Consider the following 17851-nt stretch of genomic DNA (forward strand, 5'->3'; position numbering starts at 1 on the left):
CGGCCGGTCGAGGCGAACCCGGCTCGCGCGATCCGCATCGAGGTAGTTTAGGCCTCCCCGCGCCGTGCCGCCGCGTCATCCTGCGATACTGCTACTTCCCATCGTACGTGCACTCCGGTTGCCGCACATTTGCGAATAATTTGCCTCACCTGCGGCTCAGCTTCCTGACGTCCCGGCGCCGACTCGAATGTGCTGACCCGTCACCGCTGCGGCGTCCTCGCTCGCCAGTAAGGCCACCACATCGGCGATCTCGGTCGCCGCGGCGAGTCGATCGAGCACGCTCGACCCCGGCGCGTAACTCGGCTCGTGCTCGCTCTTGTCCTGGTCGTCGCTCGCCGCCCGGGCATCCGCATTCGCGGCCGAGGTGACCGCGTTGACGGTGATGCGCCGCGCCGCGAAATCGGTGGCGAGCAGGCGGGTGAACTCCGCGATGGCTCCGGTGGCGGCGTTGTCGACGGCGTTGCCCGGCGCGGTGGCCGCGGCGACGGTGATGATGCGGCCGTCGTCGGCGAGGTGCGTTGCGGCGAGCCGCATACCGTTGAGCAGGGCTTTGACCGGAGCCCCGAAACCGAGCTCGAACTCTTCCGCCGAGAGGTCCCGCAGCGATGTGGTGAGGGCTGTGGACGCGGTGTGTACCAGGAGGTCCCAGTGTCCGCAGTCCTCGAGCAGGACCTGGATCAGCTCGTCGTACTCGGCGCTATCGCCGAGGTCGGCCGCGAGGGCGAGCGCCGAGCCGTCGGCTGCGGTGATCTCCTTGACCACGTCGGCGGCCGATTCCGGGCTGTGCGGATGCTGGATCACCACCTGCGCCCCTTGCCTGGCGAGGGTGCAAGCGATGGCCCTGCCGATCCCGGCGTCCGCACCGGTGATCAGGGCCGTCTTGCCGGCGAGCGGGCCGGTCGCGTTCATGACTTCGCCTTTCCGTTGTGCGGAAACCACCACCGCAGAGACACATTCGCCGCTGGGTGACCGGCAGAGCCAGTATGCATTCCGGGGCCGGCCGAATCGACCCCGGTTCACTACCCCGTGCGGCTCTCGACCGCTCGCCAGGCCGGGCGGCTGCCGTTGGTGATCCAGCGCAGCAGCCACTCCGCGGGTCCGTACCGATACCGGCGCAACCACGCTGCGCTGACCGCCAATTGGGCCGCGAACACCAGCAGCGCCACCGCGAGCGTCGCCAACGGGGACAGGCTGCCCGCCGCGCCGAGCCCGACGCCGGTGAACAGGAGCAGCCCGATCAGCGACTGGCCGAGGTAGTTGGTCAGCGCGATCCGTCCGGCGGGCGCGAGAGCGGTGCGCAGCCAGGCGGTGCGCGGGCTGTGCATCATGCGCAGCAGGGTCGCGACGTACGCGGCGGCGAGTAGCGGTGCGGTGGCGACGCTGACCGCGACGGGCAGCGCGGTGCCGGTGCCGCCGCCGAGCGTGTAGAGCACGCTGCCTGCCAGGCCCACCGGGAAGCCGATCCACTGGATGCGCCGCAGGATCGCTTCGTCGCCGCGCACCTGCGCCAGCAGTTTCCGGCGTCCGGCGATCAGGCCGAGCAGGAACATGGCGAGCGCTGTCGGTCCTTGCAGGGTGACCGCCTGCAGGACGAGCAGTGGCAGTCCGGCGAGGTGCTCGCCGATGATCTCGCCCCATCCGCCGAGCAGCGCCTCGGTGGCCTGCCTGCCGTTGGCTTGCGCCTCGGCGGCCGAGGGCAGCATCGCCGAGGTGTCCAGGAGCAGGCCGCTCAGCAGCAGGCTCGCCAGGACGAAGACATACATCGCGGCGACCACCCGCAGCGCGGTGCGGTCGGTGGCCCCGCGCATCCAGAACAGGACGAGGCAGGCGAGCGCGTACGTGGTGAGAACGTCACCGCCGTAGAGGAACACGATGTGCAGCACGCCGAGCACGAACAGGCCTGCGATCCGGCGCAGCATGCGTGGTTCGAAGGCGGCGCCCGCCCGGGCCGCGGCGCTCATCTGCAGGGTGAAGCTGTAGCCGAACAGGAATGAGAACAGCAGATAGAACTTCATGTCGACGAAGACCGACGAGAGCGCGCGGACCAGGTCGTCGAGCGGTGCGGTGTAGGCGGGGTCGGTCGCCAGGTTGCCGGGGTATCCGGAGGACATGAAGGTGATGTTGACGATGAAGATTCCCAGCAGCGCGAATCCGCGCAGGGCGTCTACGTCGTAGATGCGGGCGCGGGGTGCGACCAGCTGATCGGTCATGGTTTTCCGGCTTCCGTCGATCGGGCGGCAAGTAAGTATGTGACAGATACTATATGACAGATACTAATTCGGATACTGTTCGAGCACGCTCGACTTCACTTCAGCTGAATGGCTTGTGTCTCAATAGGTCCGCGCCGAATGGCAACCCCCGGAAACCACTTTGCCCCCGGCCTTGGCAGGCCGGGGGCAAAGTGTTCGTCTCAACCACGAGTCGGGGTGACAGGATTTGAACCTGCGACCTCTTCGTCCCGAACGAAGCGCGCTACCAAGCTGCGCCACACCCCGTGAATCGAACCTGGACTACCTTACAACAAGGTCGGTGTAGACGTTAAACCCCCAGCTCAGAGGGGGTTATTGCGGAGCGATTCGGTGGCAGGGCCGTCAGTCGTGCGGGCGGATGCTGGTGAAGATGCGCTTGGCCGTCTCGGCGTCCAGCGCGCCGGGGACGCCGGTGTCGGCGGCGATCACCATGACGAAGCTGCCGTTCTCGGTGGGGAAGGCGGCGGTGTAGACGGAGTACGCGGTGGCGCAGCCGGGCTTGGCCTCGGTGACGGTGCCCTTGGTTTCCACGAACATGCCGTGCTGCGTCCCGTCGAGCGAGTCGATCGGCACGGGCGGGGCCGGGTGGGCGTCGGCGGAGGCGGTGTAGGCGAGTTTGGCCGTTCGGGTGCCGAGTTCGGTTGCGGCGGCGCCGGAATCGGGGTCCTTCGAGCCGGTGAGGAACGACGCGGTGCGGGTCGAGCCCGGGCAGTAGCCCTTGCCGTCGCTGGCGTAACCCTTGCCCGCCACCGCGTTCGGCGGCTCACCGAACCCGCCGATGGCGGTCTCCGGCGCGATCGTCCAGCCTGCGGGCACGTCGTAGGCCGCGCCGCGGTCGGGGGCCACGACCACCTGGTAGCCGGGGATCACGGGCGGCTCGTTGCGGCCGTTGGCCGGCGTGGGCGGGATGCTGGACTTCGACGGGGTCGGGGAAGCCTCCGCGCTGGTGGTCAGTGCGCTGACCATGGAGGGTGAGTTGCGTTGCGAATCCGAGTTGTCCGAGCCGCGCTTCGCGAGCGTCACCGCGGTCACCGCGCCGGCCGCGACCAGCAGCACCACCAGTCCGACCAGCAGTACCGCCTTCCCGCGCCCACTGGGCGGTGGGCCGCCCGCACCGTGGCCGGGCGGCTGCTGCCGCGGCGGTCCGCCGAACCCGCTCTGCGGCGCGTACGCACCCGCTACCGGCTGCCCGTACTGCGGCGCGGCATAGGTGGGCGCCGAGGTCGCAGGCTGCCATTGGAGGGCGGGGTCGGGCTGGCCTAGTCGAGTGGCGTTGGGATAGCCGAGCATCGTCGGTGCCGCCTCGCTCGGCGCCTGCTGACTCGGCTCGGGCGTGCCGAGGCTGGGCTGCCACAGGCCGACGGGCTCACCGAAATCGCGGGACTGCGGCTGTCCCAACAAGGTTGGGTCGGCTTGCCCCGGCGTGGCGGTCGGCGGCTGCCATTGCCCTTGCCCGCCGGAAAGTGGTTGTGCCAGCAGGGTTGGGTCGGCTTGCCCTGGTGCGGCGGTCGGTGTTTGCCACTGTGCGGGCTGGGCTTGTCCGCCGGAAAGCGGCTGTGCCATAAGGGTTGGGTCGGCTTGCCCCGGCGGGGTGGTCGACGGCTGCCAATGCGCTTGCCCGCCGGATACGGGCTGTGCCAATTGAGTTGGGTCGGCGCGACCGGATCCCGCTGTGGGGGCTTGCCATTGCGGCGTCGGCGGTGCCTGGCCGCGCCCGCCGGGCTGCCATTGCGCGTTGGGCGCCGGACTGCCGCTGGGCTGCCATTGGGCGTTGGGCGCCGGACTGCCGCTGGGCTGCCATTGGGCGTTGGCGTCGGGGGTCGAGCCGCTCGGCTGCCACTGGGCGTCGGCCGCGGGCGAGCCACCGGCCTGCCACTGCTGCGCCGGTTGAGATTGCCCGCTGGGGCTGGGCTGCCATTGATAGTCGGGCGTTGGCGTCTGACCTGGCTGCCACTGCAGGGTGGGGTCAGGAGTGGACGACCCGCTCGAGCCCGCTGCGCCCTGCTGCCACTGCGCGTTCGAGTCGGCAGGCGGCCATTGCACCTGCTCATGGAAGCCCGAATCCCGCTTCCACGGCCGCGCGGGCGCCTGCCGTTCGCCCTCGTCCTGCGCGCCTGCCTGGTCGAATTGGTCAGCGCCGGATGGCTGTTGCTGATTTGGGTGGGCCGCACCGGGTCGGCCCAGAACCGTCGGGTCGTCGCGCCGGTCGTCGAATCCACTCACAGTTGTCCCCTGCCTGACACACGTCTCGGCACGCGACCTTAGCGGGCGACGGCCTCCGATGTGGACACGCCCTGGCCGGTGTCGGCCGACGGCCGCTTCGGCGGCGCGGCGACCAGCGTCAACAGGGTGGCCTCGGGGCGGCAGCAGAAACGGTACGGCGCCCACGGCGAGGTGCCGACGCCCGCGGAGACGTGCAGCTGGGTGTGCTCGCCCCACTTGGACGCGCCCTTGACCCGGGACCGGTCGATGCCGCAGTTGGTGACCAGCGCGCCGTAGCCGGGCAGACACAGTTGACCACCGTGCGTGTGCCCGGCCAGGACCAGGTCGTAGCCGTCCTCGGCGAAGCGATCGAGCACGCGCGGCTCGGGGGAGTGGGTGAGGCCGATGCGCAAGTCGGCCAATGGGTTCGGGGCGCCCGCGATGGTGTCGTAGCGGTCGCGGTGCAGATGCGGGTCGTCGACTCCCGCGGTGGCGATCCGGATGCCGGCGACCTCGAGGTCGCGGCGGATGTGCGTCAGATCCAGCCAGCCGCGCTCGGTGAAGGCCGCGCGCAGGTCTTTCCACGGCAGCGGGGCGCCGTAGACGCGCCGGTGGTCCTTCTTGAAGTACTTCATCGGGTTCTTCGGCACCGGCGCGAAGTAGTCGTTGCTCCCGAAAACGAAAAGCCCCGGGCGGGAAAGCAATCCGCCGAGGGCCTGGACTACCGCGGGTACCGACTTCTGATGCGAGAGGTTGTCGCCGGTGTTGATGACCAGGTCCGGTTCCAGCCGGTCCAGTTCCCGCAGCCACTGCTGCTTGCGCTGCTGACCGGGGGTCATGTGCAGATCGCTGATGTGCAGCACCCGCAGCGACGACGATCCCGGCGCGAGAACCGGCATCGTGGCCTCCCGCAGAACGAAGGCGTTGCGTTCGACCAGCGAGGCATAGCCGATTCCGGCCACGGCCGCCCCGGCGGCTCCCAACGCGGTCGTGCGGACAGCAGAGGTCGAGATTACGGGCATTTGCCCAGCATAGGTGACCCCGTTGTGGAACGCCGAGTGTGTTTACGCACAAGTGCTTGCGCATGCCCCGGAAAACAGCGTCGGGATTCGCCGCAGCAGCGCAAATGTGGTGGGCGGGTTGCGAAGGACCAGCTACCGTGAGCCTCATGTCGGAACTCAAAGCGCAACTGCGGACGGACATGACCGCCGCGATGAAAGCCAAGGACACGCTGCGCCTCGCCACGCTGCGGATGCTGCTCGCCGCCATCCAGACGGCCGAGACCGCAGGCACCGAGGCGCGCGAACTCTCCGATGCCGACGTGATCGCCGTGCTGCAGAAAGAGGCGAAGAAGCGCAGCGAGTCGGCCGAGATCTACACCCAGAACGGTCGCGGTGAGCTGGCCGCCAACGAGCACGCCGAGGCGCGGATCATCGACGAGTACCTGCCCACCCAGCTGAGCGAAGCGGAGGTGGCCGACGTCGCCGACACGGCGATCGCGCAGGTCGCCGAGGAGCTCGGCGAGCGGCCGGGCATGCGGCAGATGGGCCAGGTCATGAAGGTCGCCACCGCATTGGCGGAGGGCAAGGCCGACGGGTCGCGACTGTCCGCAGCCGTGAAGGCCCGGTTGTAAGCACCTTTCGAGTCCCACGCAAAGGGGCCGCGAACCTTCTGGTTCACGGCCCCTTTTCTCAGCGTGGGATGGGGATGGGGATCGGGATGGGCGGCAACAGCGGTGGCGGTGGCAGCCCGGGGATCCCCGGTGGCCCTGGTGGCGGGCCGGGCGGCGGTGCGGCGCGCTGGGTGCCGTCACTGATGTAGAGGGTGATCACCGAACCGGGGATCGCGGAACCGTTCGGCGCGGTGCCCATCACGGTGCCCTTGGCCTGCGCGCCGGGACCGGTCACCGGGGTCACCTGGAAGCCCGCGCCGACCAGCGCCGCGGTCGCCTGACCCTGGGTCATGCCGACCACGTCGGGCACCTGCGCGTTGTTCGAGCCGCGCACGTACTTGTCGTCCAGCGGCGGTAGCGCCGGCGCCGGGAACCGGTCGAGGATCGGCTTGACGGAGTTGAACCAGGTCCGCGCGGGTTCGTTACCGCCGAACAGGTTTCCGTCGCCGCAGTTGCGCAGCGGGAACGAGCAGATCTCGCCGGGTGTCGGGCTGTCGCCGTAGACGTAGGTGGCCGAGGCCAGCGCGTTGGTGAAGCCGACGAAGGCCGACGAGCGGTGGCTCTCGGTGGTTCCGGTCTTGCCCGACATCGGCGCGTTCCAGCCGACGGACTTGGCGGCGCCCGCCGCGGTGCCGCTGATGTCGTCCTTGCTCATCGCGTTGGCCAGGGTGTTGGCCAGGCCGGGCTCGACGACCTGCTCGCAGGCCTGCTGGGTGAGCGGCACCTGCTTGCCTTGGCGGTCGACGACCTCCTTGATCGGGTTCGGCGGGCACCACTTGCCGCCGGAGGCGATCGTCGCGGCGACGTTCGACAGTTCCAGCGGGTTGATCGCGACCGGGCCGAGGGTGAACGAACCGAGGTTCTGTTCCTTGATCATGTCGGCGAGGCTCTGGTTGCCGTGGCCCGAGCTGCCCGGCTCGGTGTAGGAACGCATGCCCAGCCGGACCGCCATGTCGACGGTCGGCGTGACGCCGACGGCCTGAATGAGCTTGACGAACGCGGTGTTCGGCGAGGTCGCCAGCGCCTCGGTCACCGACATCGGTGACTTGTACTTGCCCGCGTTCTCGACGCAGTAGGTGGCCGGCGGGCAGCCGCGGGCGCCACCGTTACCCATGCCCCTGGCCTCGAACCGGCTCGGTACGTCGAGCTGGGCGTTGATGCCCAGGCCCTTCTCCATGGCCGCAGCGGTGGTGAAGAGCTTGAAGATCGAGCCCGCGCCGTCGCCGACCATCGAGTACGGCTGCGGCTGCACGGTCTCGTTGGCGTCGCGGTTCAGGCCGTAGGTGCGACTGCTCGCCATCGCGATCAGCGGGTGCGAGTCCTGGCCGGGCGCGACGACCGACATCACCTGCGCGATGTTGTCGAGGTTCGGGTTGGCCGCGTCGGTCACCGACCGCTTCACCGAGTCCTGCACGACGGGGTCGAGCGTCGTCTTGATCAGGTAGCCGCCCTTGTCGATCTGCTCCCGGCTGATGCCCGCGTTGGCCAGGTACTGGATGGCGTAGTCGCAGAAGAAGCCGCGGTCGTGGGCGGCGATGCAGCCACGCGGCAGACCCTTCGGCTCCGGCAGCACGCCGAGCGGCATGGTCTTGGCTTCGCGGAATTCGTCGGCGCGGCTGGGGATGTTCTGGATCATCGTGTCCAGCACCGTGTTGCGGCGGGCCAGCACGCCCTCGGAGTTGGTGTACGGGTTCAGCTTGGACGAGCTCTGCACCATGCCCGCGAGCATCGCCGACTGCGGCACGTTCAGCTCGGAGGCGTCGACGCCGAAGTAGGTCTGCGCCGCGTCCTGGATGCCGTAGGAGGAGTTACCGAACGGCACCAGGTTCAGGTACCTGGTGAGGATCTCGTCCTTGGTCAGCTCGCGGTCCAGGGTGAGCGCCATCCGGATCTCCCGGATCTTGCGCGCGGGCGTGGTCTCGATGGCGGCCCGGCGTTCGGCGTCGGTCTTGGCCACGACGAGCAGCTGGAAGTTCTTCACGTACTGCTGGTCGAGCGTGGACGCGCCCTGCTGGACCTCGCCGCTCGAGGTGTTGGTCAGGAACGCGCGCAACGTGCCCTGCCAGTCGACACCCTCGTGCTCGGCGAAGCGCCGGTCCTCGATGGAGACGATCGCCAGCTTCATGTTGTTGGAGATCTTGTCGCTGGGGACTTCGAAGCGGCGTTGCTCGTACAGCCAGGCGATCGGTGTTCCACTCGCGTCGACCATGGTCGAGACGGCGGGGACCGTGCCCTCGACCAGTTCCGAGGACACGTTGTCGACGGCGTCGGCGGCTCGGTTCGAGACGAACCCGAAGCCACCGGCGAGCGGGAACAGCAACCCGGCGACGAGCACGGCGGCCAGCGCGCAGCTGCCGGCCAGCCTCGCTAGCGTTTGTGTGATCGGCACGATCCCCAGCCTACGGGGTGGGGTCCGAGGGTTCTTCCGTGCGTTTACCGGAAGCCGATTCGTGCGGACGATTGGGCGTGTCGCGGCCGCGAGTCTGGCGTGTCGCGGGACGGCGCGCCGCGAATGTGCCGGACCCGCCGCCGCTCCCGGCATTTTGCAGGGACGGACGTACCAAAAATTCCGAGGGCGGTCTTGCGCTAGGCCCATACCTTTACCTAGATTGAGAACCCAGTGTGATAGAGCTAACACTCAAAGTGGAATGTGGTGCAGTTCGCAGCGGGGTTTGGGTTGCTGCGACGCTGACACGCGATTCTGGAGCGCCGTTGACCCGGTGTTCGGACTGCAAAGGGGCACACCAAATGCACATGACAACCCCCATCGCTCGATTGGACGTGGAGCAGGCCGAAGCAAGGATCGCCTGGGTAGCCCAGGCCCGATGCAAGGAAGTGGATCCCGATCAGTTGTTCGTTCGCGGCGCTGCGCAGCGCAAAGCCGCGACGATCTGCAGGCACTGCCCGGTGCTGATGCAGTGTGGTGCCGACGCCCTCGACAATCGAGTGGAGTTCGGTGTGTGGGGCGGTATGACCGAGCGGCAGCGTCGCGCGCTCCTCAAGCAGCATCCCGAGGTCACCTCGTGGGCCGATTTCTTCCAGGCCCAACGCCAACATCAGGTGGCCATGTAGCCCCGACCGACCTTCGGAACTGAGCCTGCGAAAGCGGGCTCAGTTCCGTTTGGGGGCAAATACTTCCGTTTGGACCAATAGCCGATGCGTCTATGTATCAAGCAGATGCTCGGTGGCCGGTGAGCTGATCACCGACCGCACGCAGTGCCGCCAGATCCGACACTTCGAACGGCAGCGCGGTCACCGCGACGATCGGTACCCGAGGGTGCGCGCCGGTAAACCGGTGCAGCAGATGCTGTTCGCGCTTGTCGGTGGCGACCCGGCGCGCGTGGATCCGCAACACCGACGCGGTGAGCGGATCGCTGTCGCCGAGCTGTTCGGCCGCCGTCAGCGCGTGGTCCGCGGACAGCGAGCTGAGCGCCGGATGCGTGCGGTTGAGCACCAGCCCGGCCAGCGGCATCCGCTCGGTGGAGAGCCGGTCGACGAAGAACGACGCCTCGCGCAGCGCGTCCGGCTCGGCGGCGGCGACCACCAGGAAGTGTGTGCCCGGCTTGGAGAGCATCGCGTAGGTGCGGTCCGCCCGATCCTGGAAGCCGCCGAACAGCGAGTCCAGCGACTGCAGGAAGTTCGACGCGTCCTTGAGCATCTGGCCGCCGACGATGGTGGACACCCCGCGCACCGCCAGGCTCATCGCGCCGGTGACCAGCCGGGTGACGCCGCGGCCCGGCGCCATGATCACCCGGATCATCCTGCCGTTCAAGAAGTTTCCGAGCCGCTTCGGCGCGTCGAGGAAGTCCAGCGCGTTGCGCGACGGGGGAGTGTCGACCACGATCAGGTCCCACTCCTTGCGCCCGGCCAGCTGGCCGAGCTTCTCCATCGCCATGTACTCCTGCGTGCCGCCGAACGAGGAGGCGACCGTTTGGTAGAAGGGGTTGGCGAAGATCTGCTCGGCCTTGTCCGGGCTGGTGTGCTCGAGCACCATGTCGTCGAAGGTGCGCCGCATGTTCAGCATCATCGCGTGCAACTCGCCCTTGGCTTCCGGGCCGAGCGGCACCCGCTGCGGGGTGTTGCCGAGGTCGGCGACGCCGAGTGACTGGGCCAGTCGACGGGCCGGATCGATGGTGAGAACCACCACTTTGCGGCCCTGCTCGGCCGCGCGTAAGGCGATCGCGGCCGCGGTGGTCGTCTTACCGACGCCGCCGGAGCCGCAGCAGACGATCACCCGCGCGGTGCGGTCGTCGATGATGTCCGAAACATCCAGTGGCGCGGCCACAGTCGGCGTCGTCATGACTATCGGACCCCTTGTTTGCTCAGGTGTTCGGCTAGTTCGTACAGCCCGCCCAAGTCCATGCCGTCCGGCAGGGCGGGTAGGTACATGCGGGACACATCGACCTTGGCGAGGTCGGCTGCGCTGTCGTCCTGCGCCTGCAAAGTGGCTGCGTGCTCGACGGTTTCGGTGATCAAGCCCTGGAAGTCGTTGTCGGACAGGGTGATCCCGGCCGAGGCCAACCCGGCCCGGACGGCGTCGGTGTCGACATGCCCCTGGGCGGCTTTGGCGCGCAGCTCGGTGGGCAGCTGGCCCTCGGTGGCGCGATTCACGATCACCGTGCCGATGCGCAGATCCGCCGCCTTCAACTCCGCGACCGCGTCGGCCGTCTCCTGCACCGGCAGCGCCTCCAGCAGGGTGACCAAGTGGATCATCGTCTGATCGGAGTGCAGCAGCTTGGAAACGCCCTCGGCCTGCGAGGCGATCGGCCCGCCCTTGGCCACCTCCAGCATGGCCTGGGTGACGTCGAGGAAGCTGGCGATCCGGCCGGTCGGCGGGGCGTCCACCACGATCTCGTCGTAGACCCGCTTGCCCGCCTTGTCCACCCGGACCGCGGTCTCCTTGATCTTGCCGGTCAGGATGACGTCCCGCAGACCGGGCGCGATGGTGGTGACGAACTCGATGGCGCCCATCCGGCGCATCGCCCGGCCCGCGAAGCCCAGGTTGTAGAACATGTCCAGGTACTCGAGGAACGCATGCTCGATGTCGAGCGCGAGCGCGACCACCTCGCCGCCACCGTCGGCAGTGGCGATCCTGGTCTCGGTCGGCGGCAGCGGCGGCAGATCGAACAGCTGCGCGATCGACTGTCTGCTCTCCACCTCCACCAACAACACCCGGCGGCCACCGGCGGCCAACGCCAAGGCGAGCGCCGCGGCCACCGTGGACTTGCCCGTGCCGCCTTTCCCGGAGACATAGTGCAGACGCGCCTTTTCGGCACGCTTCGGCCACCCTGTTTCCAGTCCCGGCTCCGCCGAAACAGGCACTGCTGTTGGTACTCCCACGCTCGCGAGCCTATAACTCGTTCTGAGATCGCGCCCGAGGGATCCGCCTAGTGCCTGGTCCAGGGCGTGTATCTGTACCAGACAGCGGATGATTGCGCGCTGGGCAACGCCGTGCCGCAGGCGCCGCAAATTAGACACAGCTACGCTCACTCGCATGAGTGAAGCGAGCTTGTGGGAGTACGCGACCGTGCCGCTGTTGACGCACGCGACCAAGCAGATTCTCGATCAGTGGGGCGCCGACGGGTGGGAGCTGGTGACCGTGCTGCCCGGGCCGACCGGCGAGCAGCACGTCGCCTACCTCAAGCGCCCGAAGTAAAGGAGAAGGGGATGACCGCAGTGACCGAATGGGAGACCAACCTCACCCGCCTCGGCCTGACCCTGCCTCCGGTGGCCGCGCCCGTGGCCGCCTACATTCCGGCGATCCGGACCGGTTCGCTGGTCTACACCTCCGGCCAGCTGCCGTTCGTGGACGGCGAGCTGTCGGCGGTCGGCAAGGTCGGCGCCGAGGTGACCACCGAGCAGGCGAAGGAAGCCGCGCGACTGTGCGCGCTCAACGCGCTGGCGGCGGTGCACAGCCTGGTCGGCCTGGACGCGGTGGTGCGCATCGTGAAGGTGGTCGGATTCGTCGCCTCCGCACCGGGTTACAACGACCAGCCCGTCGTGATCAACGGCGCGTCGGAGTTCCTGGCCGAGGTCTTCGGTGACGCGGGCGTGCACGCGCGTTCCGCGGTCGGCGTGTCCGAGCTGCCGAAGAACACCCCGGTCGAGGTAGAACTCATCGCCGAGGTGCGGTAACAACTGAAAAGTCCCGGACTGGGATTCGATCGACTGGGGTACATCGATGACGCTGACTCATCCCGCGTACGGACAACTACGGCAGGTCACCCCGACGGCAGCGGTGCTGCTGGCGGACAATCCCGGCCAGATGACGCTGGACGGCACCAACACCTGGATCCTGCGGGCGCCGGGCCGGTCGGATTGTGTGGTGGTCGATCCCGGTCCGAAGGACAAGGCGCACAGCGCCAAGATCGCCGAGGTCACCGGGGGCGAAATCGCACTCACGTTGATCACGCACCGGCACCACGATCACACCGGCGGCATCGATCACCTGGTGAAGATGACCGGAACCCCCGTGCGCGCCAAGGACACCGGCTTTCTGCGCGGTTCGGACGCACCACCGCTGGTCGACGGTGAGGTGATCGAGGCCGCAGGTCTGCGCCTCACCGTGGTGGCGACACCGGGCCACACCGGGGATTCGACGAGTTTCCTGCTCGACGACGCGGTGCTGACCGGTGACACGATTCTGGGCAGCGGCACCACCGTGCTCGACTCGAGCGACGGCACCCTGGCCGACTATCTGGCCTCACTGGACCGGCTGGTCGAGATCGGTGCGGGGAAGGCACTGCTGCCCGCGCACGGACCGGACCATCCCGATCTGGCGCCGGTCGCCCGGTACTACATCACGCACCGGCAGGAACGCCTCGATCAAGTGCGCGAGGCGTTGCGGGTGCTCGGCCCGAAGGCGAGCGCGATGGCCGTGGTCCGTCGCGTCTACGCCGATGTCGACAAACGACTCTGGCTGGCCGCCCGCAGCTCGGTGCAGGCGCAGCTGGAGTATCTACGCGCCGAAGGCTGAGCAGTACCTACCCAGCCGAAGGCTGAGCGCACGACAACACGCTGGGCTCCAGGAGCTCTGAACCCAGCGTGTTGTCCGGTCGTGTCGAGCTTGCGTCAGCGCGCGCGGCGCGCCAGTCGCTCCGAGTCGGAGATGAGCACGCTCTTGCCCTCCAGCCGCAGCCAACCGCGGTGCGCGAAGTCGGCGAGCGCCTTGTTCACGGTTTCGCGGGAGGCGCCGACCAGCTGGGCGATCTCCTCCTGGGTCAGGTCGTGGGTGACCCGCAGCGCGCCGGCCTCCTGGGTGCCGAACCGCTGCGCGAGTTGCAGCAGCGCCTTGGCGACCCGGCCGGGCACGTCGGTGAAGATTAGGTCGGCCAAGTTGTTGTTGGTGCGACGCAGGCGACGCGCGAGCACGCGGAGCAACTGCTCGGCGATCTCGGGCCGCTGATCGATCCAGGACTTCAGCGCGTCGCGATCCATGGTGACGGCGCGGACCTCGGTCACCGTGGTGGCGGTGGAGGTACGCGGGCCCGGATCGAAGATCGACAGCTCGCCGAACATGTCCGACGGGCCCATGATGGTCAGCAGATTCTCCCGGCCATCCGGTGATCTGCGGCCGATCTTCACCTTGCCCGAGGTGATGATGTAGAGCCGGTCTCCCGGCTCACCCTCGTTGAAGATGACGTGGCCGCGCGGAAAATCCACCGGCTGCAATTGCTTGGCGAGGGCGGCCACCGCAGTGGGCTCGACGCCCTGGAAGATGCCTGCTCTGGCGAGGGCCTCGTCCACTTATGTGCTCCTTATGGGAAATGGCTCCGTACTGGACCGAAAGCGACTCGGCCAACAGCGCAGTCTACGCGGCATGATGACAGCGTAGTGACAGACACCACGTAACGAGTGGATTGCGTGGCGCAGCGAAGAACCGTACCAGTGTTTGTCGGCGGTGTTCGCAGGTCCCTGCCTGATTGTGCGAGCTGCCGCCGCCGGGCCCGTCGCGGCCCCGGTGGCTGGTGCGCGGTTCCCGCCTCGGGCGAGCGTTAACTCGCCCGGGCCACATCCAGCTCTTCGCCGCGGGTACGGCGCTTGCGCATCCGTGCCACGGCGGCCGGCAGGCCGAGCCTCGTCAGCTCTTTCACTTCTGCGTTGCTTGCTTTGTCCAGGTACTGCTGAACCTCTTCGTCGGGTTCGAGAAGTTTGCGGAGCCGGTTCTCGACCCGCTCCATACCCAGTGCGAACAGCATCAACAGCACTGGGAAGAGCACCACAGCGAGTCCTTGCATACGGAGGAGTAAACACGGTCTAGGTCTCAGATGGAACACGGCAACCGAACTGGACGGGCAACGTTGGCCGACGGTTCCGTATGGTGGACAGGTGCGTGTCACCCCCTCTGCAGCCGCCGGAAACGGGCGTGCGTCCGCCCCCGAGGCGACCGATGCGCAACCCGCCGCGGTCGCCGCTCCGAAACGGAAATCCCGCGCGCGACAGGCGGAAACCCAGCTCGGACTAGTTCGCCGGGCGCGCCGGATGAATCGCACACTGGCCGCCGCTTTCCCGGATGCGCATTGTGAGCTGGACTTCACCACACCGCTCGAATTAGCGGTCGCGACAATACTTTCCGCGCAGTCCACGGATGTGCGGGTGAATCTCACCACGCCCGCGCTGTTCGCCAAGTACCCCGACGCGCGCGCCTACGCCGAGGCCAACCGGGCCGAGCTGGAGGAATACATCCGCTCGACGGGTTTCTTTCGCAACAAGGCCAACTCGCTGATCGGCCTCGGTCAGGCGCTGCTGGAGCGACACGATGGTGAATTGCCTCACACCATGGACGAACTCGTGCAATTGCCCGGGATCGGCCGCAAGACCGCCAACGTGATTCTCGGCAACGCGTTCGGTGTGCCGGGCATCACCGTCGACACCCATTTCGGCCGGCTGGTCCGGCGCTGGCAGTGGACCGATGAGGAAGACCCGGTGAAGGTCGAACACATCATCGGCGAGCTGATCGAGCGCAAAGACTGGACGATGCTGTCGCACCGGGTGATCTTCCACGGCCGCCGGGTGTGCCATGCCCGCAAACCGGCCTGCGGTGTGTGCGTACTCGCCAAGGACTGTCCCTCGTTCGGGGTCGGCCCCACCGACCCGGACACCGCCGCCGAGCTGGTCAAGGGTCCGGAGAAGGAGCATCTGCTCGAGCTGGTGGGCCGGTGAGACAACTCCCGGTCGCCTGGCGATGGGCGCTGGCCGGATTGATCGCGGTGATCGCGCTGGCGGTTGCGCTGTGGCCGCGGAGCCGTGACGCCGACACCGCGGCGGACAACGGCAGGCAGGCCCGCGCCGATGCCGGGGTATCCGAGCAGCAACGTCTCGCCGCGAACCTCGCGGCCTGCCCGCGACCCGCGGCGGGCGCCACCGGTTCCGGCCCGCTGGCCGGCCTCACTGTCGGCTGCCTGGCCGACGGCGAGACCGTCGACTTGGCCGCCGCGCTCGCGGGTAAGCCTGCGCTGCTGAATCTCTGGGCATACTGGTGCGGACCGTGTGCGCAAGAATTGCCGTATTTGCAGCAGTTCGCCCAACGTGCCGGAAACGCGATTACCGTGCTGACCGTGCACAGCGACCCCGATGAGGCCAAGGCGATTTCACGATTGACCGGATTGAACGTGAAACTCCCTGGTGTCCTCGATGCCGACGCGCGGGTGCGCACGGCGGTCGGCGCTCCCGCGGTGCTGCCGATTTCGGTGCTGCTGCGGGCGGACGGTTCGGTCGCAGAGGTCGTAGTGCGCGCGTTCAGCGGGGTGGACGACATCAGCGACACCGTCGCCCGGGAACTGGGAGTCGCCGCATGACCATCCCGGTGCCCGAAGACATTCCGAAGTGGCTGAGCAAAACCACCGAGCCCGCGGCGGATACCTCGGACACACTCACCCTCGCGCGCACCTTGCGCCGCGCCATGTCGCTGACAACGACCCCGCGGCAAGCGGCGGTCCTGGTGCTGTTCGGCGGCTCGCCCGAGGCCGATCCGGCCGCGCCGGGCGGTCTGCCCGCCGACGCGGAGGTGTTGCTCACCCAGCGCGCCGCGACCATGCGCCAGCATCGCGGCCAGGTCGCGTTCCCCGGCGGCGCGGTGGATCCCGGTGACACCGGTCCGATCGACACCGCACTGCGCGAGGCATGCGAAGAGACCGGGCTAGAACGTTCCGGCGTGGAACCCCTTGCGGTGCTGCCGAAGTTGTTCGTGCCGCCGTCGCGGTTCGATGTGACACCGGTGGTGGCCTACTGGCGCACCCCCAGCGAGGTCGGCGTGGTCGACGAGAGCGAGACCGAACGGGTGGTGCGAGTGCCGTTGTCCGCGTTGCTCGATCCGGCGAACCGCTTTCTGGTGCGCGGCAGCCTCGGCTATCAGAGCCCCGCCTTCCAAGTGGACGGCATGCTGGTCTGGGGTCTCACCGGCGGCATCCTGGCGGGCATTTTCAAAGCCGCGGGCTGGGAACACGATTGGGACCACAAGGACGTGCGTGATCTAGAGACCGCCCTCGCCGACGTGGGCATGACGTTATGACCTCCTCGGCCTGGCTCGATATCGCGGTGGTGCTGCTCGCGCTGCTGGCCGCCTCCTCGGGGTGGCGGCAAGGCGCGGTCGCGTCCGCTCTCGCCTTCCTCGGCGTGGTGCTCGGCGCGGTCGCCGGCATTCTCATCGCGCCGCACATCCTGGTCCACGTCGACGAGGGCCGCACCCGGGTGCTCACCGGTGTGCTGCTGATCGTGGTGCTGGTGATCATCGGCGAGGTCGCGGGCATGGTGCTCGGCCGCGCCGCACGCAGCGGCATGCGACATCCGTTCACCCGCAGTGTGGACAGCGTGGTCGGCGCCGTGCTGCAGGCGGTGGCCGTGCTGGTCACCGCGTGGCTGCTCGCGCTGCCACTGGCCACCTCGTCGCAGCCGTCGATCGCCACCGCGATCAACGGTTCGCGGGTGCTCACCGACGTCAACGAGGTCGCGCCGAACTGGCTGCGCCGCCTGCCCAACGAATTCTCCAAGCTGCTCAACACCTCCGGCCTGCCGGACGTGATCGGCCCCTTCGGCCGCGCCCCGATCGCCGCCGTCGACGCGCCGGACCCCAGCGTGCTGTCCAGCCCCGTCGCCGCCGCACTGCAGCAGAGCGTGCTGCGCATCCGCGGCGTCGCGCCGAGCTGCCAGCGGGCACTGGAAGGTTCGGGTTTCGTGATCGCCCCCGAGCGGATCATGACCAACGCCCACGTGGTCGCCGGCACCACCAGCGTGGTGGTGGACACGGTGCGTGGGCCACTGGACGCGAACGTGGTGCTGTTCGACCCGTCCAAGGACGTCGCGGTGCTCGCGGTGCCCGGGCTCACCGCCCCGGTGGTGCCGCAGGCACCCGCGGCCGCGCGGCCCGGCGACAGCGCCATCGTGCTCGGCTACCCAGGCGGTGGTCCGTACACGGCGAGCGCGGCCCGTATCCGCGAGACGTTGGACCTCACCGGTCCCACGATCTATCGGGACGGCACCGTGGAACGCGAGGTCTACACCGTCCGTGGCCGCGTCCGCGCGGGCAACTCCGGTGGGCCGCTGGTGGACACCGAGGGTGAGGTGCTCGGAGTCGTCTTCGGTGCCGCCGTGACCGACGACGACACGGGTTACGTGCTCACGTTGGCCGAGGTCCGCGCCCAACTCGATGCCGCGACCGGGTCGAACATCCCGGTGGGCACCGGTGCCTGCGTACTGAGCTGAGACGGTCCCGGGTCTGGTTCGACACAGT

The 17851-nt window shown here is 68.4% G+C and carries 18 protein-coding genes and 1 tRNA gene; 9 read left to right on the forward strand and 10 right to left on the reverse strand.

The genetic code is table 11. The features are described 5' to 3' along the window. Positions 1-156 precede the first annotated feature (156 nt). From DBO33_RS03585 to DBO33_RS03610, 5 genes are all read right to left on the reverse strand, one after another. Complete coding sequence (locus DBO33_RS03585; protein WP_107653759.1) at positions 157-909, reverse strand: SDR family NAD(P)-dependent oxidoreductase; 753 nt, start codon at positions 907-909, stop codon at positions 157-159. A gap of 110 nt (positions 910-1019) precedes the next feature. Beyond that, positions 1020-2210 (reverse strand): DUF418 domain-containing protein, encoded by a 1191-nt coding sequence (locus DBO33_RS03590; protein WP_107653760.1) that lies wholly within the window; start codon positions 2208-2210, stop codon positions 1020-1022. A 211-nt stretch (positions 2211-2421) separates the two neighbouring features. Continuing rightward, positions 2422-2495 (reverse strand) — tRNA-Pro (locus tag DBO33_RS03595). A gap of 96 nt (positions 2496-2591) precedes the next feature. Continuing rightward, complete coding sequence (locus DBO33_RS42550; RefSeq protein ID WP_159080108.1) at positions 2592-4472, reverse strand: hypothetical protein; 1881 nt, start codon at positions 4470-4472, stop codon at positions 2592-2594. Between the two features lie 38 nt (positions 4473-4510). Next, the gene (locus tag DBO33_RS03610) at positions 4511-5473 is read right to left on the reverse strand and encodes a metallophosphoesterase (protein ID WP_107653763.1); all 963 of its coding nucleotides are present in this window, start codon (positions 5471-5473) and stop codon (positions 4511-4513) included. A 146-nt stretch (positions 5474-5619) separates the two neighbouring features. Here DBO33_RS03610 and DBO33_RS03615 point away from each other — a divergent pair, with 146 nt between their 5' ends. Continuing rightward, a complete protein-coding gene (locus tag DBO33_RS03615) occupies positions 5620-6084 on the forward strand; it encodes a GatB/YqeY domain-containing protein (RefSeq protein WP_107653764.1) in 465 nt (154 codons plus the stop codon). 58 nt (positions 6085-6142) lie between these two features. On the opposite strand, the gene DBO33_RS03620 is transcribed toward DBO33_RS03615, so the two are convergent. After that, positions 6143-8512: a penicillin-binding protein gene (locus tag DBO33_RS03620; protein WP_107653765.1), complete on the reverse strand. Its 2370-nt coding sequence runs from the start codon at positions 8510-8512 to the stop codon at positions 6143-6145. A 359-nt stretch (positions 8513-8871) separates the two neighbouring features. Here DBO33_RS03620 and DBO33_RS03625 point away from each other — a divergent pair, with 359 nt between their 5' ends. Further along, positions 8872-9195: a WhiB family transcriptional regulator gene (locus DBO33_RS03625; protein ID WP_014981178.1), complete on the forward strand. Its 324-nt coding sequence runs from the start codon at positions 8872-8874 to the stop codon at positions 9193-9195. Between the two features lie 97 nt (positions 9196-9292). Here the strand turns inward: DBO33_RS03625 and DBO33_RS03630 are convergent, their stop codons facing one another. Together DBO33_RS03630 and DBO33_RS03635 are read right to left on the reverse strand one after the other, a co-directional pair. After that, positions 9293-10423 (reverse strand): ArsA family ATPase, encoded by a 1131-nt coding sequence (locus DBO33_RS03630; RefSeq protein ID WP_107653766.1) that lies wholly within the window; start codon positions 10421-10423, stop codon positions 9293-9295. A gap of 2 nt (positions 10424-10425) precedes the next feature. Continuing rightward, complete coding sequence (locus DBO33_RS03635) at positions 10426-11445, reverse strand: ArsA-related P-loop ATPase (protein WP_107653767.1); 1020 nt, start codon at positions 11443-11445, stop codon at positions 10426-10428. 172 nt (positions 11446-11617) lie between these two features. Here DBO33_RS03635 and DBO33_RS03640 point away from each other — a divergent pair, with 172 nt between their 5' ends. From DBO33_RS03640 to DBO33_RS03650, 3 genes are read left to right on the forward strand one after another with little or no spacing between them, the layout of a single operon-like run. Next, the gene (locus DBO33_RS03640; protein WP_014981181.1) at positions 11618-11779 is read left to right on the forward strand and encodes a DUF4177 domain-containing protein; all 162 of its coding nucleotides are present in this window, start codon (positions 11618-11620) and stop codon (positions 11777-11779) included. 11 nt (positions 11780-11790) lie between these two features. Next, positions 11791-12258 (forward strand): RidA family protein, encoded by a 468-nt coding sequence (locus DBO33_RS03645; RefSeq protein ID WP_107653768.1) that lies wholly within the window; start codon positions 11791-11793, stop codon positions 12256-12258. A gap of 46 nt (positions 12259-12304) precedes the next feature. Beyond that, complete coding sequence (locus tag DBO33_RS03650; protein WP_107653769.1) at positions 12305-13099, forward strand: MBL fold metallo-hydrolase; 795 nt, start codon at positions 12305-12307, stop codon at positions 13097-13099. Positions 13100-13194: 95 nt separating this feature from the next. On the opposite strand, the gene DBO33_RS03655 is transcribed toward DBO33_RS03650, so the two are convergent. Both DBO33_RS03655 and DBO33_RS03660 read right to left on the reverse strand, forming a co-directional pair. After that, complete coding sequence (locus DBO33_RS03655; RefSeq protein ID WP_011206875.1) at positions 13195-13869, reverse strand: Crp/Fnr family transcriptional regulator; 675 nt, start codon at positions 13867-13869, stop codon at positions 13195-13197. A gap of 248 nt (positions 13870-14117) precedes the next feature. Beyond that, positions 14118-14345: a hypothetical protein gene (locus DBO33_RS03660; RefSeq protein WP_107659949.1), complete on the reverse strand. Its 228-nt coding sequence runs from the start codon at positions 14343-14345 to the stop codon at positions 14118-14120. A gap of 106 nt (positions 14346-14451) precedes the next feature. Here DBO33_RS03660 and nth point away from each other — a divergent pair, with 106 nt between their 5' ends. Genes nth through DBO33_RS03680 form a run of 4 tightly spaced genes read left to right on the forward strand, consistent with a single transcriptional unit; the run spans position 14452 to position 17823 of the window. After that, a complete protein-coding gene (gene nth, locus DBO33_RS03665) occupies positions 14452-15285 on the forward strand; it encodes an endonuclease III (protein WP_107653770.1) in 834 nt (277 codons plus the stop codon). Then, entirely contained in the window at positions 15282-15920 is a 639-nt protein-coding gene (locus DBO33_RS03670) for a TlpA disulfide reductase family protein (protein ID WP_199856523.1), read from the forward strand. The genes nth and DBO33_RS03670 overlap by 4 nt, the downstream gene beginning before the upstream one ends. Beyond that, positions 15917-16633 (forward strand): NUDIX hydrolase, encoded by a 717-nt coding sequence (locus DBO33_RS03675; RefSeq protein WP_107653771.1) that lies wholly within the window; start codon positions 15917-15919, stop codon positions 16631-16633. Before DBO33_RS03670 ends, DBO33_RS03675 begins: the two co-directional genes overlap by 4 nt. Continuing rightward, the gene (locus DBO33_RS03680) at positions 16630-17823 is read left to right on the forward strand and encodes a MarP family serine protease (RefSeq protein WP_107653772.1); all 1194 of its coding nucleotides are present in this window, start codon (positions 16630-16632) and stop codon (positions 17821-17823) included. Before DBO33_RS03675 ends, DBO33_RS03680 begins: the two co-directional genes overlap by 4 nt. Positions 17824-17851: the final 28 nt, after the last annotated feature.

This window comes from Nocardia suismassiliense, assembly GCF_900269665.1.
GTDB classification, from domain to species: Bacteria; Actinomycetota; Actinomycetes; order Mycobacteriales; family Mycobacteriaceae; genus Nocardia; species Nocardia suismassiliense.